The following is a 26,355-nucleotide window of genomic DNA, read 5'->3' as shown; positions in this document are numbered from 1 at the left end:
CCCCTTGATCGCTTATTCTTGCTGGCGAGCAGACTTTGATGCGACGTGAGCGTGGATGAATCGGACAGCTGGAGGCTGAGCAGAGCGGTGTCGACCAGCGTCACAGCACTAACCCTCGGCGGACTGGAAAAGCTTCCCGCGCATGCGCGGCGCTGTGTCTTCTGGGAGATGGACCCCGCGGTGGCGGAGGACTCGCGCAATTTCAGCGATCCGGTGTTCGAGAAGGAAGCCTGGCTCTCCACGGTCATGTTGGAGTGGGGTTCGTGCGGACAGGTGGCGAACGTCGACGGCAGCGTCGCCGGCTGTGCCTTCTACGCACCGCCGAGGGTGGTACCTCGGGCCGCGCTCTTCCCCACCTCCCCCGTGAGCCCGGACGCGGTCCTGCTGACCACGCTGCGGGCCGAATTTCCGTATCAGGGCGTCGATGTAGCCCATCGCCTGGTCCAGGCCGTGGTAGCCGATCTGGTGCGCCGTGGCGTGCGCGCTCTGGAAGCGTTCGGCATCCGTACCGACCCTGCGACGCAGGCACTCGCGGAGCGATCCGGCTCGATGACATTGCTCGAGCGGATCGTCGCACCGATCAAGGGGGCGGGTGCGGCGGGCGCGACGACCGAGTGCTCGCCCGAGAGCTGCATGATCGACGCCGACTTCCTGGAGGATGTCGGCTTCGAGGTCGTGGCCCAGCATCACCGATTCCCCCGCTTGCGGTTGGAACTCGACTCCGACCACGGCTGGAAGGAAGACGTCGAACGGGCGCTGGATCAGCTGCTCGCGGCGGCATCGATGACCGCGCCGACCCGCATCGGGGCGCGCTGACGCAAACGCCGAATCGCCCCCTGCCGAGTCGGAAGGCAGGGGGCGATTCGTTGCGAGAAAGCCGAGGCTACATACGGTCCGCAGCGGCCAGTTCTTCGGCCAGCAGCTCCGCGAAAGTGTAGGTACCGGTCGGCTGGTCGTCCTGTCCGAGCAGGTACAGCCGCTTCACCGAGATCAAGATGGCTTCGGCGATCACGTCGCGCATGCGCGGGTTGGCGAGCACCGAGGCATCGTATTCGTTGGTCAGATAACCGATGTCGACCTGCACGGTGGGCATCTTGGTGAGACGCAGAAGATCCCAGGTTCGCGCATGGGTTCGGCAGTCCTGCAGAGAGGTTCGGGCGACGACCTCCCGCTGGATGAACCCGGCCAGCACCTGCCCGATCATGGACACCGAGCCGTGCGAGTTGCCGAAGTAGAACCCTGCCACACCGTTGGCCAGCGGGCTCGGGTTGGTTGCACAGCGCAGCGAGATCATCAAGTCGGCGTCGAAGGCGTTGGACGTGTCCGCGCGTTCGGCGTCGGTGGGGTTGGCACCCCACGGACGCGACAGGAAGGTCTCCATTCCCGTGGCCGCCATCCGCCCTTCCAGACGGCTGGCCAGGTCCCACAGGATTTCCGACTCGTAGACCTCGCCGTATTCGGAGGGCACGGCGCAACCCTTGTCGGGACCGCCGAGACCCGGATCGATGACGATCCGCTTGCCCGTCAGCTGGGGCCCCGCCCGGTGCACCACCTCTTCCTCGGCGATCCGGTGCGGATTGCCTCCGGTCACCCTGGCGCCGAGCAGGTCCAGCGAGCGCAGGGTGTCGGGACCGCAGATGCCGTCTGCGGACAGACCGATCTCCCGCTGGAAAGCGGTCAACGCGTCATGGGTGTGCGGACCGAAGTAGCCGTCGACGCGGTGCACGTAGAAACCGAGGTCCTGCAGCCTGCGCTGAAGCGTGGCCACGTCGTCGCCGTACAGCGGCGCGGACAACTGGTAGATCAGTGTGCGCGCGCCGAGCCGGTAGGACGCTTCCTTCAGTGCCCGGTAGGTGGCCGGGCCGACCACGCCGTCCACGAGCAAGCCGCGATGCTGCTGGAATGCGCGAACCGCGGAGTCGAGGTGGTGGTCGAAGGAGACCTCGGTGTCCTTCCAATACTCGCGTGTGTCCGCGTGATCGGTAGCGATATGCGCGTGTAGGAACCCGAGGCTTGCCAGGGTGCTCCGAACCTCTGCTACGGCTGGACCGGAATCGCCGTGACGAAGTCGGTGCATGCGTGAGAGCCCTTTCCTTCCGTCAAACCCGCGGGTACCCACTCATGCGATGGGATACACCTTCGCACGACCGGAACGTCGGTCGATTGTCTCAGACCCGGACCGGGTTTCGACAATCCCCGGGTCCAGGCATCGTACGGCGCGTCGTCGGATCGCGCCGTCAGATGACGTCTTCGAGTTCGCGCAGAAGAGCCGCTTTGCCCTTCGCCCCGACGATCTGCTTGACCGGCTTACCGCCGCGGAACAGCATCATAGTGGGCAGCGAGAGGATCTGATAATCGCGGGCGGTGCTCGGGTTGGCGTCCACGTCCACCTTCGCGACGGTCAGCTTGTCCGTGTACGCGGCCGCGATCTCCTCCAAGACGGGCGCGACCATCTTGCACGGTCCACACCAGTCCGCCCAGAAATCGACGAGGACGGGCTTCTCACTCAACAGCACGTCGTCAGCGAAGGACGCGTCGGTGACGGTGACGGTGTTGGCGGACTCGGGCATGGGTGTTCTCCTTGCGATACAGCGAGATGAGAGGGTGTTGCTCGTTCGCGCGAGCTCAGTTGGCGGGGACGGTTACCGACTCACCCGCGTGGGCGAGGGTGTTCGAGGTGATGTCGCCCTGGTCGGCCAACCAGCGCTCGGCGTCGATGGCCGCCCGACAGCCCGTGCCCGCGGCGGTGATCGCCTGGCGGTAGGTGTGGTCGACCAGATCGCCGGCGGCGAAGACGCCGGGGATCTCGGTGGCGGTGGTCGGGTGCTGCACCAGTACATAGCCCTCGTCGTCCAAGGCGACCTGGCCCTTGACGAGTTCGCTGCGCGGGTCGTGGCCGATCGCGACGAACAGGCCGGTTGCGGCCAGCTCGGAGGTCTCGCCGGTCCTGGTGTCGCGCAGGGTCAGGTGGGTGACGCTGGTCTCACCGTGCACCTCGACCACTTCGGCGTTGAGCGCGAACTTGATCTTCTCGTTCGCCTTCGCCCGCTCCAGCATGATGCGGGAGGCGCGGAACTCCTCGCGGCGGTGCACGATGGTGACGCTGGCGGCGAACTTGGTGAGGAAGGTCGCCTCTTCCATCGCGGAATCGCCGCCGCCGACCACCACGATGTCCTGGCCCTTGAAGAAGAAACCGTCGCAGGTGGCGCAGGCGCTGACACCGCGGCCGAGCAACCGCTGTTCCCCCGGAACGTTCAGGTAGCGTGCGGCCGAGCCCATGGCGAGGATGACGGCGTAGGACTCGAAGGTCTCCCCGCCGACGACGACCTTCTTGATCGGGCCGGTCAAGTCGACGGCGTCCACGTCCTCGGTGCGGATATCCGCGCCGAACCGCTTGGCCTGCTCGCGCATCTCCTCCATGAGATCAGGGCCCATGATGCCGCCGCGGAAGCCGGGGAAGTTCTCGACTTCGGTGGTGGTCATCAGCGCGCCGCCGAACTGGGTCCCCTCGAACTGCAGCGGTTGGAGCTCGGCACGGCCCGCGTAGACGGCGGCCGTGTAACCGGCGGGTCCGGAGCCGATGATGATCAGGTCGCGAACTGGCGTGCCGGTGTCGTTTCTTTGCTCGCTACGCTCGCTCATGGGGCCCTTCCGGGAAGATTCGATCGGACGTGTCGGTCAACAACAGGGTAATGGCTGTTGTTCCCGGCTTGTCCGGGTCACACCCGTGTGCGTGGCGCAGATCGCAAGGTCAGCCGATGTCCTGCAATGCCTTGCGCTGTGGGTCGCCGGTGCCGCAGCCGGTGCCGACCACCAGTGCGGTGATCTTGGGCGGTTGCGGGCCGTTGAGCAGGATGAGCACCGCGTTGCCGCCCTGGAATCTGATGTCGGTCGACCCGAGCACCGTGCGGTCGAGACCGTTCGCCCGGACACAACGTTCGAGCGCTTCCGGGCCCGCCAGCGAGCCGGTGACGTTGTTCCTGCCGAGCGCGCTGAGGGCCATGGTGGCGCTGAGATCGTCACCCCAGTCGTTCCCGGGGGTCGGTTGTGCCGTGGGCGCGGGGGCATCGCCGTCGAAGGACGTCGAGAACCAGGCGCCGGCGCCCGCCACCGTGACGATCGCCGCGGCCGCCGCCGCGAGCCAACGGGATCTGCCGCGTCGATGCTCATCGAGAACCACCGGCACGGTTCCGGAAACCTCTGCTGCCGAAGCGGATTCGCGCGCCCGGGCGGGGGAAAGCTGGTGAACCGTGGCGTTCTCCGCGGGAGTCTCCTCGGGTGGTTCCAGTTCATCGATGAACAGAGCGAGCCGGGCCGCCACGTCCTCCGGCATCGAATGGATGATGTGCTCATCCCGGCCGAGAGCACGCAATTCGGTGGTGACCTCGTCCAACGCGTCCAGGTACCGCACTGCCTCCGGGTCGCGCGAGACCGCGGGCCACAGCTGCTCTCGCTGCGCCGATGTCACATTGTCGGCGTGCAGGTCGGCCAGCAATTCGGGCGTGAACGGGGGCTGCGGCACGGACCGGGTAGCCATCGCACCTCCGTTGTTCGCATCTGACATCGCGGGGATCCCCTCGCCGACGGGACCTGCCTCTGAATCGTTCAGTGGTTCGTCACTATTAATGACGCATCCCAACTACCTCCGGTTCCCCGGATCACGCAGATAATCCAATTGCTCTTTCAACCGCTGCCGCCCACGAGCGCACCTGCTCTTGATCGTTCCCTCCGGCACACCCAGCAACGCGGCCGCCTCGGCCACGCTATACCCCTCCACATCCACCGCCACCAACGCCGTGCGCTGCTCCGGCGGCAACGAGAACAACGCACGATCGATGACCATCGACATCTCCACCGCCGCCATCTCATCGCGCTCATCCCTCGGCTCGGGCATCGACTCCGGCGACAACGACAACGCGCGCCTGGTCTTGTTACGACGAATCCGATCCAGGCACGCGTTCACCACGATCGCATGCAACCAACTACGCACCTGGGACTCCGCCCGAAACGCCCCCGCCGTGCGATGCGCCGACAACAACGCATCCTGCAACGAATCAGCAGCGTCCTCACGCGTATACGACGTGCGCAACGCCGTCTGCCACAGATGATCGTTATGCCTGCGCAGCAACTCGGCGAACGCATACCGCCGACCACTCACATGCGCCTGCAACAACTCCACATCGGTGCACTCACCGAGCACGAGGGAACGCTCGTGACACATCACCGGCCGCGACGCCCCCCTGCCCAGCTCCTCGTTCACTTCGGACGACAATGCCAACCCCTTGGACGGCCCTCACGGCGGCAACGGGCATGGTTGACCATCACCGAGATCTCGCAGCATCCAGGACCGAAACGCGCGTACCCGGAACTCCCCTGCTGAGAGCGCTCCAAGATCATATCGTCCGTAACGTTTTGGCAGCAACCGAAATGGGCGGCCGGAGTACGGCGGAACACGCGACGATCGACGTCGCGCGACGAGTGGCCCGCACGAAGGAATGTGCGGCAGAAGCGGAGCCGGGCTAGGGCGCGGCGTCGAAACGGATGTCGGCGACAGCCGTCTGGAACTGTCCTCCGGAATTCCCCAGTCCGGTGATCCAGACGAGAACGTAGCGTGCGGCTTGGTCGGCGCGCACCGGGATGTCGGTGACACCGTTGTCCAGCCGGGCGGAACCGATCAGCTGGGTCTGATCCAGCGTCGGCGAGCCGGTGGGCGAGGTGCGGATCTCCACCGACGTGCCCGCGCTGGGCGAGTTGATCGAGACACTCGTGAGCTTGGCGGGGGCGGGCAGCGTGGCCAGCAGCCCGACCCCCTTCTTGAGCGCCGGGAACTGCTGGAAGTACTGATCGGTGCGCCACTGGGTGCCCGGATCGTTGTCCAGCACCGCCTGGACGTTGGCCACGCCGTCTGCGGTGCCCTCCGGGGAGAACACCGACACCCCGGTCACCGGAACCGGCACACCGGTCGACGTGAGGTTCGGACCCGCGGCCGCCGGCGTCGGAACCGGCTGGTTGTTCGTGGTCAGGCCGATATTGCGCTGTTCGTTCAGCGGCGCGTCCGAAGCGGTCGGCGCGAAGAAGCTGACCATCCACCAGATGACGACGCCGACCACCAGCGCGGCGAGGATGCCGAGGCCGACCATGATCCACATCATCCGCTGCGAGCGCTCGCGTTCGGCCGCGAGCAGTTCGGGATCGGCGAGCGAGTCGTCCATGTTCGCGGGCGCGCGCTGGCCGAGCCGGAGCACCGGAATGAAATCGGTCTTCTGATCGACCACCGACGCCTGTTCCAGCACATGCTGGACCGTCGCCGCCGTCCGCACGCCCTTGTTCGACTCCAGCGAGCGCACGGCGACCGCGGAGATCTCGAACGGCACCTCGGGACGGATCTGGCGTGGCTCCACCGGAGTCCCGTCCGGGCCGAAGTCGGCGAACCGGAGGCCGCCGACGGTCGCCGCGGATCCGCTGACACCGCCCGAGCGGATCGGCCAGCGGGCGGTGATCAGCGCGTACAGCATCGCGCCGAGACCGCGCACGTCGGACTGCGCGTCGGAGTCGGAGAGGGTGCCGGGGAAGGCGAGCACCGCATCACCCGAGGCGCTGATGCGCACCCGGTCGGGATGATCGATGGACAGCGAGCCACCGCCGCGGTGAGCCAGCTCGGCCGCCGAGGCGAGGGCGCGGATGGCCCGCGCGGCGCCGATCGGCGACGGCACCGTCTCGGCCATCTCGCGCAGCGAGCGACCCGGCGTCCACTCCGCCACCACGATGCCGCCGGAGCTGCCGCGCACGACGTCCAGAACGCGGGCGAGGCCCGGCGAGTTGATCCGGCCGAGGCGCAGCGTCCGGGACAGGATCGCCTGAGGACCGTCGTGCCCGGAGTTCTCCGCCGCCTTCTGGTCGGCGTCGACGAAGGTCAGCGCGACCTCGCGATCGAGTTTGATATCCAGCGCCTGCCAGAACTTCAAGCCGCGGGCGCCGCCGTGGCCCGCCAGCAGACGGTAACGCCCGCCTGCCACCGAAGCGCCCGGAATGAGCTTGGGGCCGCGCGGAATCCGCCGTGCACCCAAGTTCTCGCCGCCCATCGGCGGCATCTCCGGCGAGCCGACCGGGATCATCCCGGTGTCGTACATCGGATCCCTTGGCGGCAGCTGATTCTCCTGCGGTCTCGCCGCGTCCTGTTCCGGCGGAGCCGTACCCGGCTCCTTGTTCGCGTACGCGGGATCCAACGGCTCCCCCGCGGTCGGCGGTACATCGGTGGACAGTCCGCCGGGCGTGGTCGCAGAAGAATCGGCGGCCGGGACGCCGCCCACCGCGTCGTCGCTCACCCTCGGTCCTCCTTCGCCCTGATATGTCGAGGTTCCGGCGATTTCGCCACTTGTGCTTCTCTGCCGAACAGGGTACGGGAACTCACCCATGCCGGTGCGGTCAACGGCATCGGCTCTGATTACCGGCAGCACCATGGTCTGGGCGTCCATGTACGGATCGAACCGCGGGTACGCCAAGTAGGGGTCGGGCCTGCGGAGCACCTGCGTGACATAAGGATCTTCGACCGGGCTCTCCAGGTCGAGATCCGGCGCGGGCGGGGTCCAGCCGAGCCGCCGGGAGATGGCCACGGTGATCGCCACGATCTCCGGGATTCCGGCGAGTCGCATCAGGCCGAAGGCCACCGCGAACATGACGACGGCCGTGATCGCCACCCGGATCAGCGAGCCCGGGCCGTGGAAGGACGCGGTCAGTCGATCCAGGCCGAGTACCCGATCCACGATCCACATCACCGCGCCGCCCGCGAGTGACGCAAGCACGACACGGGTCACTGTGCGGCCGACATTGGCCATCCGGAGATCACCGAGGCTGCGGTGCAGCAGCCAACCACCCACCACGGCGCCGACCGTGAACCCGAGGCCGTTCGCGACGCCGAGCGCGATCACCACGTGCTCCGCGTCGGTGAGCACCGGGGCCAGCGCGGAGAAGACGATCTTGGCGGCGGTGATGCCGAGGATGATCCAGGTCGGAATCCACGCCTGCTCCCTGGCGTAGAACACCCGCAGGTGGATCAGCACCAGCGAATACGGGACCAGCGCGAACGCCGACCAGCTGACCGCGAGGCCGAGGCGTTCGGCGTCGGAGCCGAAATTGCCGTAGCCGTAGAGCGCTTGCCCGACCTGAGGACCGGCCAGCGTGAGGAAGGTGACCACGGGAACCAGCGCGATCATGGTCAACCGGGTGGCGGCGGAGAGATCGTCGACCACCGCGGGCGTGTCGTCGGCGGCGGCGTTGCGGCTCAGCCGCGGCATGATCGCGGTGAGCACCGTGACACCGAGCACGCCGTACGGCAATTGCAGAAGCAGCCACGCGTTGTTGTAGATGGCCGGACCCGCCGCATCGGCATGCGACGAGATCCGCGTGGCGAACACGAAGCCCGCCTGGCTGATCAGCACGTACAGGATGATCGCCGCGCCCATGCCGCCGAACTGCTTGAGGCGAGCGTCGACCCCCCACAGCGGGCGCAGGTCGATGCCCGCCCTGCGGATGGCAGGAAGGAGGCTGACCGCCTGCACCACCACGCCGACCGTGACGCCGACGCCGAGCACCAGCAGCTTCGGATCGCTCATGCGGACCGGATCCAGCGTGATCTCGCCGGGCATCAGGACGTACAAGCCGAGCACCGTGAGCACGACCACGTTGTTCAGCACCGGCGCCCACGCGCCGGGCTTGAACATCTGCCGGGTGTTCAGGATCGCGGTGAGCAGCGCCGACATGCCGTAGAACAGGATCGCGGGCAACAGCAGGAACGCCAGCGCGGTGGTGAGCGCGGTGTTGACCTTGCCGTCGTCGGACAGGAACACATGGGTGGTCAGCACCGGCGCCGCGGCCGTCGCCAACAGCGCGGCGGTGGCCAGGACCACGAAAGCCGCGGTAACCAGGCGCCGGACGAACGCTGCACCACGATCCGGATCCTCCTGCTCCGCGCGCACCAGCGTGGGCACCACGATCGCGGTGAGCACGGCGCCGAGCACCAGTTCCGCGATCATGTTCGGAATCTGGCTGGCGACGGTGAACGCGCTGGCGATAGCCGGGCCGAGCACGGTGAGCAGCATCAGCTGCTTACCGAATCCGGTGATCCTGCTGATCAGCGTCGCGAACGCGATCGATCCCGAGTCGCTGAGCAGCCGGGAGTTCGCGCTCTGCTTCGATTCGTCCGCCTTCGGCGGCTCCGCGGTGTCGGTGGCCGCGGGCCACTCCCTGGTCCGCGGACGATCCGGTTCGGCGGGCTCGTGCCGGACCGGGCCGGCCGGCCGTTGCCGCGGCGGTGGCGGTGGCGGCGGTGGGAACTGCTGTGGCTGCGGCGGGGCGTAGCGCGGCGGCGGCACGCGGTCGGACTCCGGCGTGGCGACCGGGATCGGCCCGGAGCGGGGCGGACGCGGCGCGGCGGGGATCGGACCCGACTGCGGGGGCCGGGGCACCGCGGGGATGGCGCCGGACCGAGGCGGACGCGGCACGGCCGGAATCGCGCCGGACCGCGGCGGGCGTGGTGGCGCCTGCCTAGGAGCGCCGCCGGGAGGGCCGGAAGGCACAGGTCCCGGGCGAGCCGGACCGGGCGGAACCGGTCGCGGTTGACCGGGCCCGGCCGGTGGCGGCGGAGCGGGATACTGCCGTGGGTTCGGGTTGGGCACCGGGCCGGGGCGCGGCGGTGGCGGCACGGGCGGCCTCGGCTGCGAGCCGGGCGGTGGCGGCGGAGGCATGCGCTGGCCCGGCCGCGGCTGCGGTGCGGCCGGAGGACGACTGATCCGCGGCACCAGCGGTGCCTGTTCGTCGTTGTACGGGCCGCTGTTCACGTCCTGATGGTCGGCTTCGGCCGGAGCCGGGCCGCGTTCCCACGGCGCGACCGGCGCTCGGCGCACCGGCGGACCGTCGAACCGGTCGCTTGGTCGAGGGCGATGAGCCGATATGTCATCGTCGCTCATCATGCCTCCTGTACCAGCCGGGATATCCGCACCCCCATCGGTGCGGTGAGCCGCGGCTCGCCGCAAAGTTTCGCCGTGGTCGGCGAACATTCTGTCAGTGGCCCCCGTCCGGACCGGACCGGCTCGGGAACACCGTGATTGTCCTCCACCGTGCCACACGACACCGCACTGCACCACATCAATGCAGGTAGCAGCGATTTTCGTGACCGGATCGAAGCGGGATCGCTCACCGCGTCTCCTGCAACTGCTCCTGCTCTTGTTCCTGCGCCCGCAGCACGCGCAGGCGCGCACGCCGATAGCGGTTGACCCGGCGCCTGGTGCCCGGATCGAAACCCTCGTCGGCCGGATCCGGCTGTCCGCGGAACCGGCGCCACAAGCGGCGACCGGCCAGCAGGAGCAGCAGGAGTGCGGCGCATCCGGTAATTATCGCCAACGCCTTGCCGTAGGCATTCGAACGCACCGAGACCTGGGTGGGATTGCCGAGCGCGACGCCCTCCGGCGTGGTGAGCGAGATCGGAATCACCAGGTTGCGGCTGTCGCTCACCTCGGTCGGGACCTGGAAGGAGCGCGACCCGTTCGCCGGGAGTTGCTGCTCGCCGGGATCGGTGATCTTCGTCTCGGCCGGCGCCTCGATCCGGAATCTCACCCGGATGGCCACCGGCAGGTCGTTGCGCGCGACCAGCAGCAGTGGGCTCTGCTCGGACGCGAGCGTGTACACCCCGCCCGGCGGCAGCACGGTGACCGAGCGATAGAGCTTGTCCATCGTCCGTGTGTTCTGGTCCAGCCGCCGCTGAGCGAAAGTATCCGCCGGCGCGGCATCTCCGGCACGCCGATCGGAGAGGCTGAGCACCCGCAGCAGATCGTCGCGCAGCGGCGTCAGGAAGTCGTGCGGCGTCGGTTCGGCCTCCGGCACGTCCACCAGCGCGCGCATCATCTCGGTGATTCGACGGCTCTGCTCGCGCGCCGGCGGCAGGAACCGGTCCGGCACCGCGTCCTGCGCGGCCTGCGACAGATAGTCCAGCGCGTAGGCCTGCGGGTCCGGCGGCAACGCCACCAGATCGTGGAACGGACGCGCGGTGGCGAGATTGCCGCGCAGCAACTGGTCGACCTGACGCAGCAGCGCGGTCGCCTCGTCCCGGTTCGCCCCCCACTGTTGTGGCGGGACCAGCAACAGCGAACGGCTCGCCTCCGGGTGCAGCGCGCTCCACGAGATCGCCCCGAGAGCGTCCTGCAGGCGGGCCGCACGCGAGTCGTTGGTGACGTCGTAGCGGACCCGGGACGGAGTGAACGGCGGGGTGGGCGGATTGGAGCCCACCGCGGCGAGCGCCGTCGCGGACCAGATGTCGAAAGTCACCGCGTGCAGTGCCTGGTCGGCGGCGGGAGCGGGTGAACCCGCGGCCTGCGGCGCCGGACTGCCCGTGACCTGCGGTGCTACCGGTGCGGTTGGCTGGATCGCGGTGATCTCGGGCAGCCGCACCACTTCGGGAGTGACCGGGTCCGCGGTGGCTCCTGCCTCGCTCGCACCGGCCGTGGTCTGGTGGCTCTCACTGCTCGACTGCGCCCAGTCCACGCTGTCCTGGGGAACCGCCGCCGTCGAGGCGAGCACTGCGGTGCTGAAACCGTGGCTGCGCAACAGCCGGCCCGCGCCTTCATCGATGCTGCCGGAATCCGGCAGGCCGACCCCGCGCACCGACCGGGTGGAAAGGATCGAGTCGATGATCTCGGCCGGTTCGCTGATCGCGCGCGCGGACAGCGCCGGATCGTTGACCGCGGCCAGCGCGGTGAGATCGACCTGCGCGAACGGCAGCGCCACGGTGCACATCGACCCGGCCAGCGCGCGCAGCCGGTCCAGCCAGGTCTGGGCCTGTTCGGCGCCCGCGCCCGCCCTGGTCGCGCCGTCCGGATCGGACGGGCTGGCCAGCACGCGGTAACCCCTGGTCATCGCGCGCACCGTGAGCAGCAGGTCGGGGTCGACGGCAAGGCACACGGCCGAAGCCAGATCGGCGTTGCGGCCCGCGCCCGGGCTCAACGTCCCCTCCAGCGCGGCCAGCAGTTGATCGAGACGCCCGCCCTTGCCGAGCGAAGCGGCCAATTCGTCGTCGGTCAGCTCCACCTTGCCGTCCACGCTGCCCGGATGGCCCCCGACCTGCCTGGGCCGGTCGGCCAGCGGCCACAGCAGCGTCGTCGCCACCGGGGCGTGGGTAGGCGCGGTCACCGACGGGGCCTCTTCACCCGCGACGGGTGGCACGCCGAGCACCGGCAGCAGGAACCTGGCGTCGTCGAGCCTGGCCTGCGTGCCGTAAGCGGGTTCGCCGTTCACGTTCAACAACAGCGGGTAGACACCCGGTTCCGTGATGCCCAGCGACGTGGCGCCGCTCTCGGAGCGCAACGGGATGCTCAGCGTGAACTGCTTGCGCTGCCCCGGATTCAACCGCTGCGCGACATCCTCGAAGTCGCCGTTCACGTCGTAGTTGACCTCGTCGAGGCGCAGCGTGGCACGCAACCCGGCAGGCGCGGTGATCGCCGCCGCCCGCTGGACGCGGATGCTGACGTCGTCCACCACACGGTCGCCGATATTCGTGACCGTGCCCGAGACCGTCAGCACCGAATCGCTGCCGGTGGTCACCGTGGTCGGCGTCACCGAGTCGAGAGACAGCTTCAGGAATTTGGGATTCGTCGAGGTGCCGGACCCGGTAGGTTGCGCTGCGGCCGAGGCGGAATCGAGCAGTGGCAGCGTCGTCACCGGGCCGATGATGGTCAGGACCGCCACGAAGATCCGGAACAGTCCACGCGTCATCGCTTGCCGGTCTCCATCCGGTCGATCAGCTTGTTCGCCATCTCCGCCAGCCGCCGCTCGTCGGCATAGGCCAGCCGAGAATCCAATTCACTCAACGGGACCCAGGCGACCTGGGTCACTTCCACGTCGGCGTCGGACAGTTCACCACCGACCGAACGCAGCAGATAATGATGCACCGTTTTGTGTACCCGCCGACCATCGGTCACGAACCAGTAATCGATGCTGCCGAGTTCGGCGACCACGACACCGTTGATGCCGGTCTCCTCGGCGACCTCGCGGATCGCGGTCTGCTCGGCGGTCTCACCTTCTTCGATATGTCCCTTCGGCAGCGACCACAGTAACCGCCCGCGGCGATCGGTGCGCCCGATGAGTGCCGCACTGCGCGACTCCCGAGGACCGTCCAAGCCGTCGACGACGAGTCCACCCGCCGAGGTCTCCCGCACCGTACGCATCCGCGGCTTGGCGGCATTGGCGGCATTGGTGGCCGAACCGCGGCGCCGAGGCTGGCGGCGTCGACTGTTCGCACGATCGGCCGGAGACACCTGGCAATCCTACTGTGTTGGATTTGCCGCGACTGCGTCGCGGCGTGTTCGCGGCCCCCTTCTTGGCTCGCGTTTGCGCGACCGCCGCTTGCTCCTTCGTCGCGTACGCGGCGGCCGCGCAAACGCGAGCCGGGCCGCGAACGGCGCATGCTCGGTCTCGCTTCGCTCGAAACCGGGAGTCGAGGTGCGCTGGGTGCGTCGGTATCCGCGTTCGGGACGTGGGGCGCGCCCGCTCGGCGCGGATCGTCGAGGGCGACCGGTACTGGTGGTTCGTGGGGGTAGCGGTGGCCGCTCGGATGGGGGATTGTGTTGCTTTCGGTCGGCGTCAGCGGGTGAGGTCTTGCCTCGCTCGAAAGACGTGGTTGGGGGGCGCGTTCGGGGCGTCGGTATCCGCGTTCGGGGCGCGTGGCTTGGGAGCGGATCGTCGAGGTTGATCGGTACTGGTGGTTTGTGGGGGTAGCGGTGGCCCCGCTTACAGCTGGCTGTTCGTGAGGCGGACGACCTGGATCAGAGCGCGGACACGCTGGATGCTCGGTGGTGTGCACGGCCACTGGATGGCTCGCGGCCGGGCGCAGTGGGTCTTCGCCTTGTTCGAGATCGGCGGGGTGGTGCGGAGGATCGGCAGGCCGGGGGTGCGCGGCGCTCACGGCGGCTGACCATGAGTCGATCCGCGAGTCGTGGTTCGCCTCTGGGCGGTGGCCACTGCGCGCTCTTTGGCGGGTTGGCGGCGAGCGTTGTTCTTCGGCTCTGCGCGGCGCGTGGAGGTGGATCGCGAGGGTGGTTGCGCGGTCTTCGGATGCCGCTGGCTGGGTTGATGTCGGTGTCCTTATATATCTGGGCTGCTGCGTGGGCCTGCGGCGCGATAACCGTTGTCGTGGCTCGGTAAGCTGCTGCTTCGTGGTTTCGCCGAAGTCGCAGGACGCTGCGCTGGATAGACGTACCCGATTGCTGGCCGCCGCGGCGGTGACACTCGGGGGGCTGGCGGATGTGCTGACGCCGCTGGGTGAGATGTTCGCGGCGCGGGGGCACGAGCTGTACCTGGTCGGCGGGAGCGTGCGGGACGCGGTGCTCGGCCGGTTGGGGACCGATCTGGACTTCACCACCGACGCGCGGCCGGAGGTCGTGCAGGACATCTTGCGCGGCTGGGCCGACCATCTGTGGGACACCGGCGGCCTGGCATTCGGCACGGTCAGCGCGTCGAAGGCCGGGCAGCAGCTGGAGATCACCACCTTCCGCGCCGACAACTACGACCGGGTGTCGCGCAACCCGCAGGTGACCTTCGGCGACTCGCTCGCCGAAGACCTGGTGCGTCGGGACTTCACGGTGAACGCGATGGCGGTGAAGATCGGAGCGGACGGCGCGCTGGAGTTCGTCGATCCGCTCGACGGCATGACCGCCCTGCTCGAAGGCGTGCTGGATACGCCTGCCGCGCCGGAGGATTCGTTCAACGACGATCCGTTGCGCATGTTGCGCGCCGCGCGATTCGTCTCCCAGCTCGGCTTCGAGCCGCATCCCCGGGTGCGGGCCGCCATCACCGCGATGGCCGACCAGATCGACCGCATCACCGCCGAGCGGGTCCGGGTCGAACTGGACAAGCTGATCGGGGGCGCGCACCCGATCGACGGCATCAACGTGATGTGCGAGACCGGGCTGGCGCAGCGGGTGCTGCCCGAGGTGCCCGCGATGAAGCTGGAGATCGATGAACATCACCAGCACAAGGACGTCTACTGGCATTCGCTCACCGTGCTGGAGCAGGCGATCGACCAAGAGGAGGGCGACCCCGACCTGGTGCTGCGCTGGGCCGCGCTGCTGCACGACATCGGCAAGCCCGACACCAAGCGCAACGAGCCGGGCGGCGGTGTCAGCTTCCACCACCACGAGGTGGTCGGCGCGAAGATGGTGCGCAAACGGATGCGGGCGCTGAAGTACCCGAAGCAGTTCACCGAGGACGTCGCCCGGCTGGTGTTCCTGCATCTGCGCTTCCACGGTTACGGCAAGGGGCAGTGGACCGACTCCGCCGTCCGCCGCTACGTCACCGACGCCGCGGAGCTACTCCCCCGCCTGCACAAACTCGTCCGCGCCGACTGCACCACCCGCAACAAGCGCAGGGCCGCCGCGCTGCGCGCCACCTACGACGAACTCGAGGTGCGGATCGAGCGGTTGCGAGAGCAGGAGGATCTGGCGAAGGTTCGTCCGGATCTGGACGGCAACGCGATCATGGAACTGCTCGGCCTGCCCCCGGGGCCCGAGGTGGGCCGGGCCTGGCGCCATCTGAAGGAACTGCGGCTCGACCGTGGCCCGCTCGATCGGGACGAAGCCGAGGCGGCGCTGCTCGAGTGGTGGAAGACGCAGAGCTGAACAGGTCAGAAGACGATCAGGGTGGTGCCTGCCAGGATCGCGGAGCGCATCTGGGCGAGATCGAACGACCCGGAGATCTCCGGCAGTTCGACGCGGAATCGGATCAGGTCGTCCTCGCGCTCGGCACGCGCGATCCGCGCGTCCTTGGGCAGGTGTTCGAGCGGTAGGACGGGAACGTCGATCATGCGGCGCGGAATGGGCACGCCGAACCAGGTGACCCGGCGTATCTCGATGCGCAGTCGGTTGTCCGCGACCGACGCGTCCACCAGGGCGGTGACCAGCCGTCGGCGGTGCCTGGCTCGGATCAGCCCGCTGCGGTGCACGTCGAGGTCCCAGTCCAGCGGCTGGGTGTTGAGCCACCCGACCAGCGCCGCCGTGGTGACGGTGCCCACGAGATCGAGCCGGGCGGTGCGCACCTTGGTCGGCACGCCCGGAATCAGGCGGACGCCGTGGGCGATCACCGTGACGGACTCGATCGGATGATCGTCCCAGCTCAGCCGCGACAGCACCGTCTTGGTCTGGAAATGCGCGCCGCGGCGGCGCACCTTCAGCACCTGCAAGGTGGCGTGCAGGTCGTGGCCGAGCAGTGTCGCGCTGACCTCCTGGCCGCCGAACCGGCTCAGGATGCCCTCGCTGAGCATGGTCATCAGCACGTCGGGCAGCAGCGCCGTGACGGTGCCCGCGCCGAGGTCGGCGACCGGATCCATCCAGGCCGTGCTGAGCGCGACCCACTGCTCCAGCCAGGATTGATCGAACAGGCGCTTTCCGAGATCGACGGCCCGCAGCGGCGACCAGGACTTCGGATCGAAATACGTGGCCATGATTGGAACGAGCGTACTTGGCGCGGGGGCTCGAACCGGCGCGCTGTGACCCAGGTCGCGCGGAACGAGTGTCCTTGCCCGGGGCGAGGCTCGAGCACGAGAATCGAAGGGCCGTCTGTCACGCACTGCTGGGAGGACGCACATGGCGCTGGATCTGAACAGTGATCTCGGCGAGGGCTTCGGACCGTGGACGATGGGCGACGACGCCGCCATGCTCGACATCGTCACAAGCGCGAACATCGCCTGCGGATTCCACGCCGGTGATCCCGCGATCATGCGCAGGACCTGCGCGCTCGCGGTGCGGAAGGGCGTGCGGATCGGCGCCCACGTCGGCTATCGCGACCTGGCCGGTTTCGGTAGGCGAGAGATCGCCGTCGCGCCCGGAGAGCTGCGCGACGAGGTGCTGTATCAGATAGGCGGCCTCGATGCTTTCGCGAAAGCCGCCGGGGATCGGGTGCGCTACGTGAAACCGCATGGCGCGCTCTATCACTCGGCAGCGCGCGATCGGGAACTGGCCGACGCCGTCCTGGCCGCGATCACGGAGTACGACCCGCGGCTGGCCCTACTCGGCCCGGCGGGCACCCATTTGGAGACGGCAGCGGAGGCCGCCGGAGTGCGCTTCGTCGGCGAAGGTTTCGCCGACCGCGCCTATACGGCCGAGGGCTCGCTGGCGCCGCGCGGTACGCCCGGCGCGGTGCTGGAGCCGCGGGACGCGGTCGCCCAAGCGATTTCGATCGCCGAGTCGGGAGCCGCGCGGACGGCCGACGGCTCCGGTGAGGTCGCGGTGCGTGCCGCCAGCATCTGTGTGCACGGTGATTCGCCCGCGGCGGTGGAGATGGCCCGGCGCATCCGAGCCGCGCTGGACGAAGTCGGCGTGCCGGTGGAGCCGTTCGACTGAGGCCGGGAGATGAAGACGAAGGGCACGGTGACGCACGCGCAGCGGCAGGCGGCCGAGGAGGCGATCCGCGCGGCGGGTGATCGGGCGCTGTTGATCACCCCCCAGCGTCGTGCGGTGGTCGCGGAACTCGTGACGGCGCTGCGGGAGCGTCCGGTACCGGGTGTGCAGGATCTGCTTCCGGCCGCGGAAACCGTATTGCTGACACTCGATTCACCACGCGCCGCGGACTCGGTCCGCCGGGCGCTGACGACGCTCCTGATCGCATTGCACGCCGAGGGGCCGACCGCTGTTTCCCGTGGAACATCGCACGCTTCGCGCGCGGAGCCGGTGTCGATCCCGGTGCGCTACGACGGCGCCGACCTCGACGAGGTGGCGCGGATGCTGGAAGTCACGACCGCGGAGGTGATCGCCGCGCATACCGGCACGGAGTGGCGCTGTGCCTTCGTCGGATTCGCGCCGGGCTTCGGCTACCTGGAATCGCCCGACGGCCGGTTGTCCGTTCCGCGCAGAGCGCAGGCGCGTACGTCGATTCCGGCGGGCGCGGTCGCACTCGCCGGTGGATACAGCGCCGTGTACCCGCGCAGCACACCCGGTGGCTGGCAGCTGATCGGCACCACCGACCTCAGGATGTGGGATGCCGAGCGCGACCCGCCTGCGCTGATCCGAGCGGGCGCCACGGTGCGCTTCGTCGACGCGAGGGACGGCCGATGATCGTCGTCGAGCAGGTCGGTCCCCTGGCGACCATCCAGGATCTCGGACGGCCGGGCTGGTTCGACTCCGGCGTCGGTCCCGCGGGGGCGGCGGATCGCGCGTCCCTGCGGCTGGCCAATCGGCTGGTGGGCAACCCGGAGGGGCACGCGGCCGTCGAAGTGCTGCTCGGGGGCCTCGCGCTGCACGCGGAAGAGCACGTCATGCTGGCGGTCACGGGCGCTCCCGCGCCCACCACCGTCGACGGCAGGCCGGTGGGTCACGCGAGTGTGCTGGAACTCGAACCGGGACAAACCCTCCGGCTGGCCTACGCGTCCGTCGGCCTGCGCAGCTATGTCGCGGTGCGCGGCGGCATCGACGTACCGGCGACACTCGGTTCCCGCAGCCGCGACACCATGTCGGGCTTGGGTCCGGAGCCGTTGGAGAAGGGCGATCGCCTTCCGATCGGGCCGTCTCCGCACACGATTCCGGTCGTGGACGTCGCCCCGGTCGCCGAATTGCCCGCGGACGTCGTCACCGTACGGGCCGTGCTCGGTCCGCGTGACGATTGGTTCACCGACGCCACGGCCTTGTTCGAAGGCGAGTGGGAGGTCTCCACCGACACCGACCGGATCGGCGCCCGATTGGCACGCCGGCGCGGCCCACCGCTGACCCGCAAGGTCACCCGCGAACTGCCGACCGAGGGCATGGCACTCGGCTCGATCCAGGTGCCGCCGAGCGGAGAGCCGGTCGCCTTCCTCGCCGATCACCCGGTCACGGGCGGCTATCCGGTGATCGCGGTGGTCCTCGACGCCGACGTCGACGCCATCGCGCAGACCCGCCCCGGTCAGCCCGTCCGGTTCGTGCGGGTGGGCTGACCGCGGTTCGCGCCCGGCCGCAGCCGGGCGTGCATGAGATACACGTTGTAGCTGTCCCACGCCGAGAGCGTGAAGTACAGGTCCTCGCCGGTCGACCACGGATGGATGAACCCGCCGTAGGACTTCGGATAGTCGGCGGTGGACACCAGCGGGACCGCGTCCGTCCACGCCCCCTGCGGGCTCGCCGCGGTACGCAGCACGATCGCGCCCCGGGCGGAATCCAGGTAGACCATCTGCCACTGCTCGGTCTCTCGGTCGTAGCGCACCGAGAGCTCACTGGCCATACCGAGGATCAGCGGGGTGGCCCGATTCTCGGCCGCGGGCGCCCAGCTACCGTCCACCCAGTACTGATAGGCGGATTTGTTCAGGATCTGGCGCTTCGGGACCCGCGCCAGTGCGATCGTGCCGATGCGTCCGTTGGGTGTGCCGAACATGTAGACGTAGTCACCGTGCGGCACCATCGCCGCGACCTGGAACTTACCGAGACCGAACAGGTTCTCCCATTTGGCATGCTGATCTTTCTTCCAGGTGCGCCCGCGGTCGTCGGAGTAGGCGATGCCGCCGTAGTTGGTCCACCACAGGCCCGGGATGCGGCTCCACCTGTTCACCGACATATAGCTGAGGTACTGCCGGTTCCCGACGGCGAACCCGGAGGTCGGGATGGTGGTCGTCTCCCAGTTCTTGATCTTGCGGCTGCCCAGGATCTCCGCGGCGTGGCAGCGGCTGTCCTGCGCGAAGGTATCCAAGGTCAGGCCGTCGGACAGATCGCGATCGGTGCTGAAACCGATGACGTTGCTGCGCCAGTCCTGGTCGTCGTTGCCCGCGCCGCCGACGCCCCAGCCTGCGCCGAAGGTGTCGCCGAAGACAACGGCGACCTCACCGGGCGCGGTCTCCCACATCAGGCCGAGATCCGTGCCGTCGACCTGCCAGCGCATGTCGGTGCGGTTCGGCGAACCGTGCCCGGTCACCTGCTCGACCAGCTCGACCGACTCGACCGCAGGCGCGGGCACCGGCGCCGTGAGCGGACCCGGTTCGGCCGGATGAACCACTTCGGGTGGCGCCGGTTGCGGCTCCTCGCCGGGACCACCGGGCACCGGGACCGGAATCGGCTCGACCTCCGGTTTGAACTCGATGCGCGGGAGTTTCACCGGCGCACCGGAACCCGAGCCGGAGCCGCTGCCCGAACCGGATCCAGAGGCGGAGCCGGAATCACTGCCCGAATCGGGCCCCGAGGCGGAACCGGAGGAACCGGTTCCCTCGTCGGTGCCGGTCTCGGGCGTCGGGCTCGGATCGGGGTCGGGTTCGGGTTGCTCGGGATAGTCCCTGATGTCCGGGCACGGGTTGTCGCACGGGTTCTCCGGCAGCGGGTCGGGGACGATCCGCGTGTTGTCCTGCGGCGGATCAGGCACCGGAACCGGCGTGAGTTCCGGGATCGGCACCGGGATGTCGATCTGCGGCGGCAGCGGCGGCGGAGGGGGTTGCGCGGGATCGGGCTCGCGAGCGAGCGGGTCGAACCCCACCTCACCGCAGCTGTTCACCGGCGGCGGCGCCCACGGGAACGGTGCGCTCCGCGCGGTGGGCGGCGGCACGATGAGGACGCCGACCAGCAGTGCGCCGAACAAGACCGGTGCACAGGGGGTTTTGATTCCGCAGGTGCGCATCAGGTCGGCCCGGCCGCGGTCATCACGCGATCGGGCGCCCGTTGACGGACCGAGTTTCCCACGCGCCCAGCAGTTCTCGTACCGCATCGGAGGTGTGCACCGGAAAACCCATGTCGTATCGACTCCTGTCGGTCGGCCGCTGACAGGTCAACTTACCGGAACAACCACCGCGAACGGGGGACGGTGAATCGAAAAAGCGCCGCGTGATGGAACCCGCGCCGTAACGCGCGCGTCCAAGAACATATGAACGAGATCGAGTACGTGTTCGGTACCGGTGACGGACCCGTGCACGTCTGGGCCAGCCAGGCCGACCTGGAACTCGGCGACACGGGCGCGGCAGACGCGGTGCGGCTGGACTTCGACGGGGACGGCATCGCCGATGACGCGCTGTGGGATCCGGCGGGATCGGGCCGAGCCGGCATCGCGGCGCTGGATCTCGACGACGACGGTGTGCCCGACCACTTCTTCACCGATCCCACCGGCCTCGGCACGTGGAATCACCAAATCACCGGGCTGCCCGGCGATGCGGCCAGCGAGCCGCTGGACTGGATCGTGCGCACAGAGGCCGACGTGCCGGATCGTGCGCTCGGCGATGCACGATTATCGGAGGCACCGGCGAATTCCGATTCCGCGGCCGCCTCGCGCGGCGAATCGGCGGCCGAGAGTATGCCCGAGCACCTGACGCACCGACTGAACCGTGGCGTGCGCAACCTCGGCGACGAGCCTTTCGTCAACTGATCGTGCGGCGGCGCGTGTTCAACGCGATGGCCGCGATTCCCGCGGCGTAGGCGGCGGCGCCGGTCAGCACCACGATCGCCGATCGGCCGTCGTCCGGAATGATCAGGGCAGCGGCCGCGATGGCCAGCACGAACGTGATGTTGAAAACCGTGTCCTGCAACGCGAACACCTGACCGCGGCGGGCGTCATCGATATCGATCTGCATGGTCGCGTCGCCGGTCAGTTTGATCGTCTGCCCGGCGAGTCCGAGCAGGAAGGCGCCGACCAAGAGGAGTTCGTGGGCGCGCTCCACCGCGGCGCCCGAATCGGCGAACGCGATCGGCGTGACCAGCGTCAGCTGCACCAGCATGGCGGTGATCAGACCGGCGACCACGGTGCGCGCCCGTCCCAGCCGGGGAATGAGCAGTGGCGCGACAACGGCGGCCACCAGCATGCCGGCAGCGGTGGCGGCGATCGCCACGCCGAAACCGACCAGGCCACCACTGAGGCCGGTGCCGTCCACCGGGGCCTGGCGCAGCACCAGCACCATGATCAGCGTATTCACGCCGAAGACGATCCGGTGGGTGCCGATGCCCAGCATCGCCGTCGTGACCGCTCTCGATTCCCATACCGCCGTGACACCGGTACGCAGGCCGGTGGCGATCGCGTGCACGGTGTTCTCGCCCTTCGACGCGTCGGGCGCCGGACCGAGCACCCTCGGCCGGAACCCCGTGGCCAGCGCCGCGCCGATCAGCGACCCGGTCCCGCTGATGGCGACCGCGACCGCAGAGGCGAAGTCACCCGCCCCCATCAGCCCGATCACCCCCACCGCCACGGCCGCACCCGCTCCGGCGCACCCGGAGGCGATCGTGGCCAGCACCGAGTTCATCGGCACCAGCCAGGCCTGCGCCAGCACCCGTGGCAGCGCGGCCGAGACGCCCGCCAGGACGAATCTGCTGACGCCCACCACCGCCAAGGCCAGCAACAGCAGCGGTGTCTCGCCGACGCCCGCGAGCAACCCCACGCCGACCAGCGCGATCAGCACCGCGCGCAGCACGTTGGCCACCAGCAGCACGGCCCGCCGGTCCCAGCGATCCAGCAGTGCGCCCGCGTACGGTCCGATCAGCGAATACGGCAGCAGCAGCACCGCGAAGCCCGCCGCGATGGCCAGCGGATCGGTCTGCCGCTCGGGGTTGAACAGGATCGCGCCCGACAACGCCGCCTGGAACATCCCGTCGCCGAACTGCCCGGCGAAACGCACCACGGCCAGACGCGACACGCCCGGGCTTTCCCGAAGTGTGGCGCGCAGTCCACCCGGCCGTTGCTCCGCGGGAGTGAGGCCTTCGGCGTGACCAGTCGACACGTCCGCGAGCGTACTGCGTTCGCCGACGACGCCGCACCACCGCGCGTCGGAGGCGAACAACACGGCGCGCGAGTCAGACCCGGTCGACCAGCGCGCTCACCGTCGCACGCATGTCGGGCGCCATCGGCAGCTCGTCGAGCGCGCCCGCGTCGATCCAGGCGAACGCGTCGTGCTCTCCTGGCGCGAGGACGACATCCCCCGGCTCGGCCTCCACCAGGAAGCTGTATTTCCGCACTTTCGACTTGGTGCGGGTGGCGTAATCGAATCCACCGAGGAAGTCGAGCACGGCGCGCAGCCGCAGCCCCGTTTCCTCCAGCAATTCCCGCTCGACGCACTCGGCGAAAGTCTCCCCCGATTCGACTCCTCCGCCGGGCAGTTCGTACATACCGCCGTGATAGTCGTCGGCGACCCGGCGCACCACCAGGAGCCGCCCTTCGCGGAACACCGCGACGCCGACCACGAAATGCGCGATGCCGTCGCGGCGCGCTTCGCTGCGGAGTTGCTGCTCGATCCGGGTCAGATCATCGGATTCCAGCACGTCGTTCCCTCCGGTCGGCGTTGTGGCGCTTGGCAATCGGGGCCGGACGACGATATCCGGCGAGGTCGCCCGACGTTTCGACGTACCGGTTGGTTCTGCTCGCCTCCCGTTCACCTTCCGGTCGCTCGCGTAAAATGCCGAGTGCGGCACAATTTACTAGGAATGCGGAGTACCGCGGCGGAAGTGCTCCTACCCTGAATGGCGATCGGTGCACGGTCCCGAGAGGAGGACCATGATGTCCACACTCACGACACCACACATCGATGTCCACCGTGGCGGCGACCGTATGAAGACGCGGGTCTCCTGGCTGGATTCGAAGCATTCGTTCTCCTTCGGGGAGCATTACGATCCCGACAACACCCACCACGGCTTGCTGCTGGTCAACAACGAGGACGTCGTCTCGCCCGGGCAGGGTTTCGACACCCACCCGCACCGGGACATGGAGATCGTCACCTGGGTGCTCGGTGGCAGTCTGGTGCATCAGGACTCCCTGGGCCACAGCGGTGTCATCTACCCCGGGCTGGCCCAGCGGATGAGCGCGGGCACCGGCATCCTGCATTCGGAGAAGAACGACTCGTGGCGGCTGGACGGCCGCGGCTCCGAACACCAGGAACCCGTGCATTTCGTGCAGATGTGGGTCGTGCCCGACGAGCCGGGTCTGACTCCGGGCTACGAGCAGCTCGAGATCGATGACGAACTCGCGGGAGGCGGCCTGGTCACGGTTGCCTCGGGCCTGCCCCGATACCGGGATCGCACCGCCATCGCCATCAACAGCAGTCATTCGGCGCTGCACGTGGCGCGCATGGCAGGCGCGGAGCCGGATGCCGAGCCGGTCATCGATCTGCCCGATGCGCCGTACCTGCACTTGTTCGTGGCGCGCGGAGAGGTGGACATGGAGGGAGTCGGCCCGCTCTACGAGGGCGACGCGGTGCGTTTGACGAGGTCGGGCGGCCAGCGTGTGGTGGCGCGACGGCCTTCGGAAATCCTGGTCTGGGAGATGCACGCGCGGCTGGGCGCCCAGTAGCCGGTTCGCATTAACATCCGTCCGCGGGGTGCGCGATCAGTAGGCGACGGCCGCGCCGCCCGGACCACCTCATCCGGACCGAGCATCGCGAGGCACCGACGGAGAGGAATTCCATGTCGCAATATCCGCCCCCGCCGCCCGGCCAGTACCCGCCGCCGGGTCAGTACCCGCAGCCACCCGGCGGCCAGTACCCCGGTCAGCCCGCCTACTGGCAGGAATCGCGGAAGGGTCGAGGTCTGGCGATCACCGCGCTGGTTCTCGGCATCCTCGCGTTGCTGTTCTTCTGGACGATCATCGGCGGCTATGTCTGCGGCATCTTCGCCGTCATCCTCGGCATCGTCGCGATTTTCAAAGCCCGCGCCGGCACCGCGGGTGGCATGGGGATGGCGATCGCCGGTGTCGTCCTCGGTGTGCTGGGCATCGTGGGCGCCGTCCTGCTCACCATCGTGGGCTACAGCTTCTTCGTGAACTCGGGTGGCAAGGACTTCGTGGACTGCGTGAACAAAGCGGGCGACGACCAGTCCAAGATCGAACAGTGCGAGCGCGACTGGAACGAGAAGCTGCAGGACAAGTACAGCATCACGCTCACTCCGCCGCCCGCGCCGACACCCCGGTAGCCGCGGCGCACGCCCGGGTCGTGGCGATCACCTCGGCGAAGTCGCGGCGGAAGTCACGGTCGGGCGCCACGACCCAGGTTCGATAGCCGCCGTGCTCGTCGGCGGGTGACGGCAGTACGAGGTGGCTGCCCGGCAGTGCGATCGCGGCGCAGATCCGGAACAGGTCGGCGAACAGTCCGGTGTCCAGGTACGAGTTGTCGGTGGGGCCGGTCAGGAAGGTCCATCGGTTCGCGCGCGGATGCGCGATGATCGGTCCCGGCCGGGGCTCGGGCCCGGCGGTCAAGCGTTCGCGCACCCGGCGACCGAACTCGGCGGGCATCACGACCGCCCCGACCGAGCCGACTTCCAGCATGATGCGGCCGAGCATCGGGTCCACGAGACCGTACAACCCGTTGTTCTCGCGATAGGTACGGCAGCGAGCGAACGCGTCCTGGATCGGTGGGAAGTCCGTGGACGCGAGATGCCTGCCCGATTCGATGCGCGATGTACTCATGTCGAACAACCTCGCCTCGCTGTGGTGGACGCGTGCTCGGAAGAAACGATCGCTGGCCATGACCCTAGCCCTGGGCAAGTCGCTTGACAATAGTCACGCCGGGCGCGCGTCGGCGTGGGCGTAGCATCCTGCCCATGGCACCCCTCTCGCCCACCGTTGCCCGCTGGGAGCTGGTGCTGCGGTTGCGTGAGCTGCGGGAACAGCGCGGGTTCGACTCGGCGGGCTTCGCGAGGCGAGTGGGGTTCACGCCGGCGAACTGGTCGCACGTGGAGAAGGGCAGACGGGTACTCACCACCGAGACCATCGGCCCGGTGCTCGAACTGCTCGAGGTGGAAGCCGAGGAGCGTGCTGAGCTGCTGACCCTGTTGGAGGCCAGCAAGCAGCGCGGCTGGTGGGCGAAGTCCTCGGCGTTGATCGGACCGGAACTGCAGCGGCTCTACGGCATGGAATACGGCGCGCAGAGCATCCGCAGCTACGACAGCCTCGTCGTGCCGGGCCTGTTGCAGACCGAGGACTACGCCCGCGCGCTGATCAGCGCCGATGTGATGATCCGTCCGGTCCAGGTCGAGCAGTTGGTGGCGATCCGGATGCGGCGCCAAGAGCGGCTGCGCGGCGCGGATCCGGTGGAACTCACGGCGGTGTTCGGTGAGGGCACGCTGCTCCAGCAGACCGGGGGTCCGGATGTGCTGCGCGGACAGCTGAACTACCTCGCCGCGTTGATCGAGGAAGTGGACACCGTGGAGGTGCGCGTGATCCCGTTCGCGGCCTCCGCGGGCGCGGTGCTCGGCGGCTCCAGCTTCCACCTCATCGACTTCGCCGGGGAACAGTTGCCCACGTTCGGCTGGGTGGAGAGCGCGGTGTTCGGCGGGGCCGTCGAAGACCCGGATCTGGTCCGCGATCTACGCTTCGCGTACCTGCGCGCGGTGGACCAGTCGCTCTCACGAGCGGAGTCATTAGCGCTGATCAGACGCTATTCTCGCGTGTAAAATCCTGCCC

At 68.7% G+C, this 26,355-nt stretch carries 23 protein-coding genes; 10 read left to right on the top strand and 13 right to left on the bottom strand.

Translation table 11 applies throughout. The annotated features are described in order from the left end of the window. Nucleotides 1–87 precede the first annotated feature (87 nt). Nucleotides 88–816 carry a hypothetical protein gene (locus NG1_RS00600; RefSeq protein WP_040871374.1) on the top strand — a complete coding sequence of 243 codons (729 nt, stop codon included), beginning with the start codon at nt 88–90 and terminating at the stop codon, nt 814–816. A gap of 67 nt (nt 817–883) precedes the next feature. On the opposite strand, the gene NG1_RS00595 is transcribed toward NG1_RS00600, so the two are convergent. The 8 genes from NG1_RS00595 to NG1_RS00560 all read right to left on the bottom strand — a co-directional run bounded on the left by NG1_RS00595 (nt 884) and on the right by NG1_RS00560 (nt 13,304). After that, nucleotides 884–2,077 carry an N-acetylmuramoyl-L-alanine amidase gene (locus NG1_RS00595; RefSeq protein ID WP_062966874.1) on the bottom strand — a complete coding sequence of 398 codons (1,194 nt, stop codon included), beginning with the start codon at nt 2,075–2,077 and terminating at the stop codon, nt 884–886. Between the two features lie 160 nt (nt 2,078–2,237). After that, nucleotides 2,238–2,570 carry a thioredoxin gene (trxA, locus tag NG1_RS00590; RefSeq protein WP_062966872.1) on the bottom strand — a complete coding sequence of 111 codons (333 nt, stop codon included), beginning with the start codon at nt 2,568–2,570 and terminating at the stop codon, nt 2,238–2,240. Between the two features lie 55 nt (nt 2,571–2,625). Further along, the gene (trxB, locus tag NG1_RS00585; RefSeq protein ID WP_062966870.1) at nt 2,626–3,642 is read right to left on the bottom strand and encodes a thioredoxin-disulfide reductase; all 1,017 of its coding nucleotides are present in this window, start codon (nt 3,640–3,642) and stop codon (nt 2,626–2,628) included. A 109-nt stretch (nt 3,643–3,751) separates the two neighbouring features. Next, nucleotides 3,752–4,537 (bottom strand): RsmA family anti-sigma factor, encoded by a 786-nt coding sequence (locus tag NG1_RS00580; RefSeq protein WP_062966868.1) that lies wholly within the window; start codon nt 4,535–4,537, stop codon nt 3,752–3,754. A 102-nt stretch (nt 4,538–4,639) separates the two neighbouring features. Further along, nucleotides 4,640–5,221: an RNA polymerase sigma factor SigM gene (gene sigM / locus NG1_RS00575; RefSeq protein WP_062967196.1), complete on the bottom strand. Its 582-nt coding sequence runs from the start codon at nt 5,219–5,221 to the stop codon at nt 4,640–4,642. Nucleotides 5,222–5,519: 298 nt separating this feature from the next. After that, entirely contained in the window at nt 5,520–9,965 is a 4,446-nt protein-coding gene (locus NG1_RS00570) for a murein biosynthesis integral membrane protein MurJ (RefSeq protein ID WP_245659736.1), read from the bottom strand. 226 nt (nt 9,966–10,191) lie between these two features. Further along, nucleotides 10,192–12,762 (bottom strand): DUF6049 family protein, encoded by a 2,571-nt coding sequence (locus tag NG1_RS00565; RefSeq protein ID WP_062966865.1) that lies wholly within the window; start codon nt 12,760–12,762, stop codon nt 10,192–10,194. Further along, complete coding sequence (locus NG1_RS00560) at nt 12,759–13,304, bottom strand: NUDIX hydrolase (protein ID WP_040871303.1); 546 nt, start codon at nt 13,302–13,304, stop codon at nt 12,759–12,761. Before NG1_RS00560 ends, NG1_RS00565 begins: the two co-directional genes overlap by 4 nt. Before the next feature lie 527 nt (nt 13,305–13,831). Between NG1_RS00560 and NG1_RS38725 the strand changes: the two genes are divergently transcribed. Further along, nucleotides 13,832–13,960, top strand: coding sequence for a hypothetical protein (locus NG1_RS38725; RefSeq protein ID WP_281218002.1), 129 nt, complete (start codon nt 13,832–13,834; stop codon nt 13,958–13,960). Nucleotides 13,961–14,201: 241 nt separating this feature from the next. Beyond that, nucleotides 14,202–15,662, top strand: coding sequence for a CCA tRNA nucleotidyltransferase (locus NG1_RS00555; RefSeq protein WP_062966863.1), 1,461 nt, complete (start codon nt 14,202–14,204; stop codon nt 15,660–15,662). A 5-nt stretch (nt 15,663–15,667) separates the two neighbouring features. Here the strand turns inward: NG1_RS00555 and NG1_RS00550 are convergent, their stop codons facing one another. Then, on the bottom strand, nt 15,668–16,483 hold the full coding sequence (locus tag NG1_RS00550) for a hypothetical protein (RefSeq protein ID WP_062966861.1): 816 nt from the start codon (nt 16,481–16,483) through the stop codon (nt 15,668–15,670). A 142-nt stretch (nt 16,484–16,625) separates the two neighbouring features. On the opposite strand from NG1_RS00550, the gene NG1_RS00545 reads away from it, so the two are divergent. From NG1_RS00545 to NG1_RS00535, 3 genes are read left to right on the top strand one after another with little or no spacing between them, the layout of a single operon-like run. Continuing rightward, entirely contained in the window at nt 16,626–17,381 is a 756-nt protein-coding gene (locus NG1_RS00545; RefSeq protein WP_157113785.1) for a LamB/YcsF family protein, read from the top strand. A 9-nt stretch (nt 17,382–17,390) separates the two neighbouring features. Next, nucleotides 17,391–18,092 (top strand): 5-oxoprolinase subunit B family protein, encoded by a 702-nt coding sequence (locus tag NG1_RS00540; protein WP_084498599.1) that lies wholly within the window; start codon nt 17,391–17,393, stop codon nt 18,090–18,092. After that, nucleotides 18,089–18,946, top strand: coding sequence for a 5-oxoprolinase subunit C family protein (locus tag NG1_RS00535; protein WP_062966858.1), 858 nt, complete (start codon nt 18,089–18,091; stop codon nt 18,944–18,946). Before NG1_RS00540 ends, NG1_RS00535 begins: the two co-directional genes overlap by 4 nt. On the opposite strand, the gene NG1_RS00530 is transcribed toward NG1_RS00535, so the two are convergent. Further along, complete coding sequence (locus tag NG1_RS00530; RefSeq protein WP_062967190.1) at nt 18,916–20,607, bottom strand: glycoside hydrolase family 183 protein; 1,692 nt, start codon at nt 20,605–20,607, stop codon at nt 18,916–18,918. The genes NG1_RS00535 and NG1_RS00530 overlap by 31 nt on opposite strands. A 243-nt stretch (nt 20,608–20,850) precedes the next feature. Here NG1_RS00530 and NG1_RS00525 point away from each other — a divergent pair, with 243 nt between their 5' ends. Then, on the top strand, nt 20,851–21,345 hold the full coding sequence (locus NG1_RS00525; protein ID WP_062966856.1) for a hypothetical protein: 495 nt from the start codon (nt 20,851–20,853) through the stop codon (nt 21,343–21,345). On the opposite strand, the gene NG1_RS00520 is transcribed toward NG1_RS00525, so the two are convergent. Together NG1_RS00520 and NG1_RS00515 are read right to left on the bottom strand one after the other, a co-directional pair. Next, complete coding sequence (locus tag NG1_RS00520) at nt 21,338–22,687, bottom strand: MFS transporter (RefSeq protein WP_174315424.1); 1,350 nt, start codon at nt 22,685–22,687, stop codon at nt 21,338–21,340. The two genes, NG1_RS00525 and NG1_RS00520, sit on opposite strands and share 8 nt — an antisense overlap. 73 nt (nt 22,688–22,760) lie before the next feature. Continuing rightward, nucleotides 22,761–23,225 carry an NUDIX domain-containing protein gene (locus NG1_RS00515; protein WP_245659735.1) on the bottom strand — a complete coding sequence of 155 codons (465 nt, stop codon included), beginning with the start codon at nt 23,223–23,225 and terminating at the stop codon, nt 22,761–22,763. Between the two features lie 235 nt (nt 23,226–23,460). On the opposite strand from NG1_RS00515, the gene NG1_RS00510 reads away from it, so the two are divergent. Both NG1_RS00510 and NG1_RS00505 read left to right on the top strand, forming a co-directional pair. Continuing rightward, entirely contained in the window at nt 23,461–24,249 is a 789-nt protein-coding gene (locus tag NG1_RS00510) for a pirin family protein (protein WP_062967184.1), read from the top strand. A gap of 113 nt (nt 24,250–24,362) precedes the next feature. After that, complete coding sequence (locus NG1_RS00505) at nt 24,363–24,866, top strand: DUF4190 domain-containing protein (RefSeq protein ID WP_062966854.1); 504 nt, start codon at nt 24,363–24,365, stop codon at nt 24,864–24,866. On the opposite strand, the gene NG1_RS00500 is transcribed toward NG1_RS00505, so the two are convergent. Further along, a complete protein-coding gene (locus tag NG1_RS00500) occupies nt 24,835–25,359 on the bottom strand; it encodes a hypothetical protein (protein WP_062967182.1) in 525 nt (174 codons plus the stop codon). The two genes, NG1_RS00505 and NG1_RS00500, sit on opposite strands and share 32 nt — an antisense overlap. A gap of 134 nt (nt 25,360–25,493) precedes the next feature. On the opposite strand from NG1_RS00500, the gene NG1_RS00495 reads away from it, so the two are divergent. Beyond that, nucleotides 25,494–26,345: a Scr1 family TA system antitoxin-like transcriptional regulator gene (locus tag NG1_RS00495; RefSeq protein ID WP_062966852.1), complete on the top strand. Its 852-nt coding sequence runs from the start codon at nt 25,494–25,496 to the stop codon at nt 26,343–26,345. Nucleotides 26,346–26,355 lie beyond the last annotated feature (10 nt).

It is taken from the genome of Nocardia gamkensis NBRC 108242, from assembly GCF_001612985.1.
GTDB lineage: Bacteria > Actinomycetota > Actinomycetes > Mycobacteriales > Mycobacteriaceae > Nocardia > Nocardia gamkensis.
This window is presented reverse-complemented; position numbering and strand designations above follow the sequence as displayed.

Excerpts from the sequence above, each read along its gene's own strand:
- NG1_RS00550 (WP_062966861.1), bottom strand. The coding sequence starts at position 16,483 with ATGGCCACGTATTTCGATCCGAAGTCCTGGTCGCCGCTGCGGGCCGTC.
- NG1_RS00505 (WP_062966854.1), top strand. The coding sequence starts at position 24,363 with ATGTCGCAATATCCGCCCCCGCCGCCCGGCCAGTACCCGCCGCCGGGT.
- NG1_RS00570 (WP_245659736.1), bottom strand. The coding sequence starts at position 9,965 with ATGAGCGACGATGACATATCGGCTCATCGCCCTCGACCAAGCGACCGG.
- sigM (WP_062967196.1), bottom strand. The coding sequence starts at position 5,221 with ATGTGTCACGAGCGTTCCCTCGTGCTCGGTGAGTGCACCGATGTGGAG.
- NG1_RS00540 (WP_084498599.1), top strand. The coding sequence starts at position 17,391 with ATGAAGACGAAGGGCACGGTGACGCACGCGCAGCGGCAGGCGGCCGAG.
- NG1_RS00530 (WP_062967190.1), bottom strand. The coding sequence starts at position 20,607 with ATGCGCACCTGCGGAATCAAAACCCCCTGTGCACCGGTCTTGTTCGGC.
- NG1_RS00565 (WP_062966865.1), bottom strand. The coding sequence starts at position 12,762 with ATGACGCGTGGACTGTTCCGGATCTTCGTGGCGGTCCTGACCATCATC.
- NG1_RS00580 (WP_062966868.1), bottom strand. The coding sequence starts at position 4,537 with ATGGCTACCCGGTCCGTGCCGCAGCCCCCGTTCACGCCCGAATTGCTG.
- NG1_RS00525 (WP_062966856.1), top strand. The coding sequence starts at position 20,851 with ATGAACGAGATCGAGTACGTGTTCGGTACCGGTGACGGACCCGTGCAC.
- NG1_RS00595 (WP_062966874.1), bottom strand. The coding sequence starts at position 2,077 with ATGCACCGACTTCGTCACGGCGATTCCGGTCCAGCCGTAGCAGAGGTT.
- NG1_RS00510 (WP_062967184.1), top strand. The coding sequence starts at position 23,461 with ATGTCCACACTCACGACACCACACATCGATGTCCACCGTGGCGGCGAC.
- trxA (WP_062966872.1), bottom strand. The coding sequence starts at position 2,570 with ATGCCCGAGTCCGCCAACACCGTCACCGTCACCGACGCGTCCTTCGCT.
- trxB (WP_062966870.1), bottom strand. The coding sequence starts at position 3,642 with ATGAGCGAGCGTAGCGAGCAAAGAAACGACACCGGCACGCCAGTTCGC.
- NG1_RS00535 (WP_062966858.1), top strand. The coding sequence starts at position 18,089 with ATGATCGTCGTCGAGCAGGTCGGTCCCCTGGCGACCATCCAGGATCTC.
- NG1_RS00495 (WP_062966852.1), top strand. The coding sequence starts at position 25,494 with ATGGCACCCCTCTCGCCCACCGTTGCCCGCTGGGAGCTGGTGCTGCGG.
- NG1_RS00545 (WP_157113785.1), top strand. The coding sequence starts at position 16,626 with ATGGCGCTGGATCTGAACAGTGATCTCGGCGAGGGCTTCGGACCGTGG.
- NG1_RS00500 (WP_062967182.1), bottom strand. The coding sequence starts at position 25,359 with ATGAGTACATCGCGCATCGAATCGGGCAGGCATCTCGCGTCCACGGAC.
- NG1_RS38725 (WP_281218002.1), top strand. The coding sequence starts at position 13,832 with ATGCTCGGTGGTGTGCACGGCCACTGGATGGCTCGCGGCCGGGCGCAG.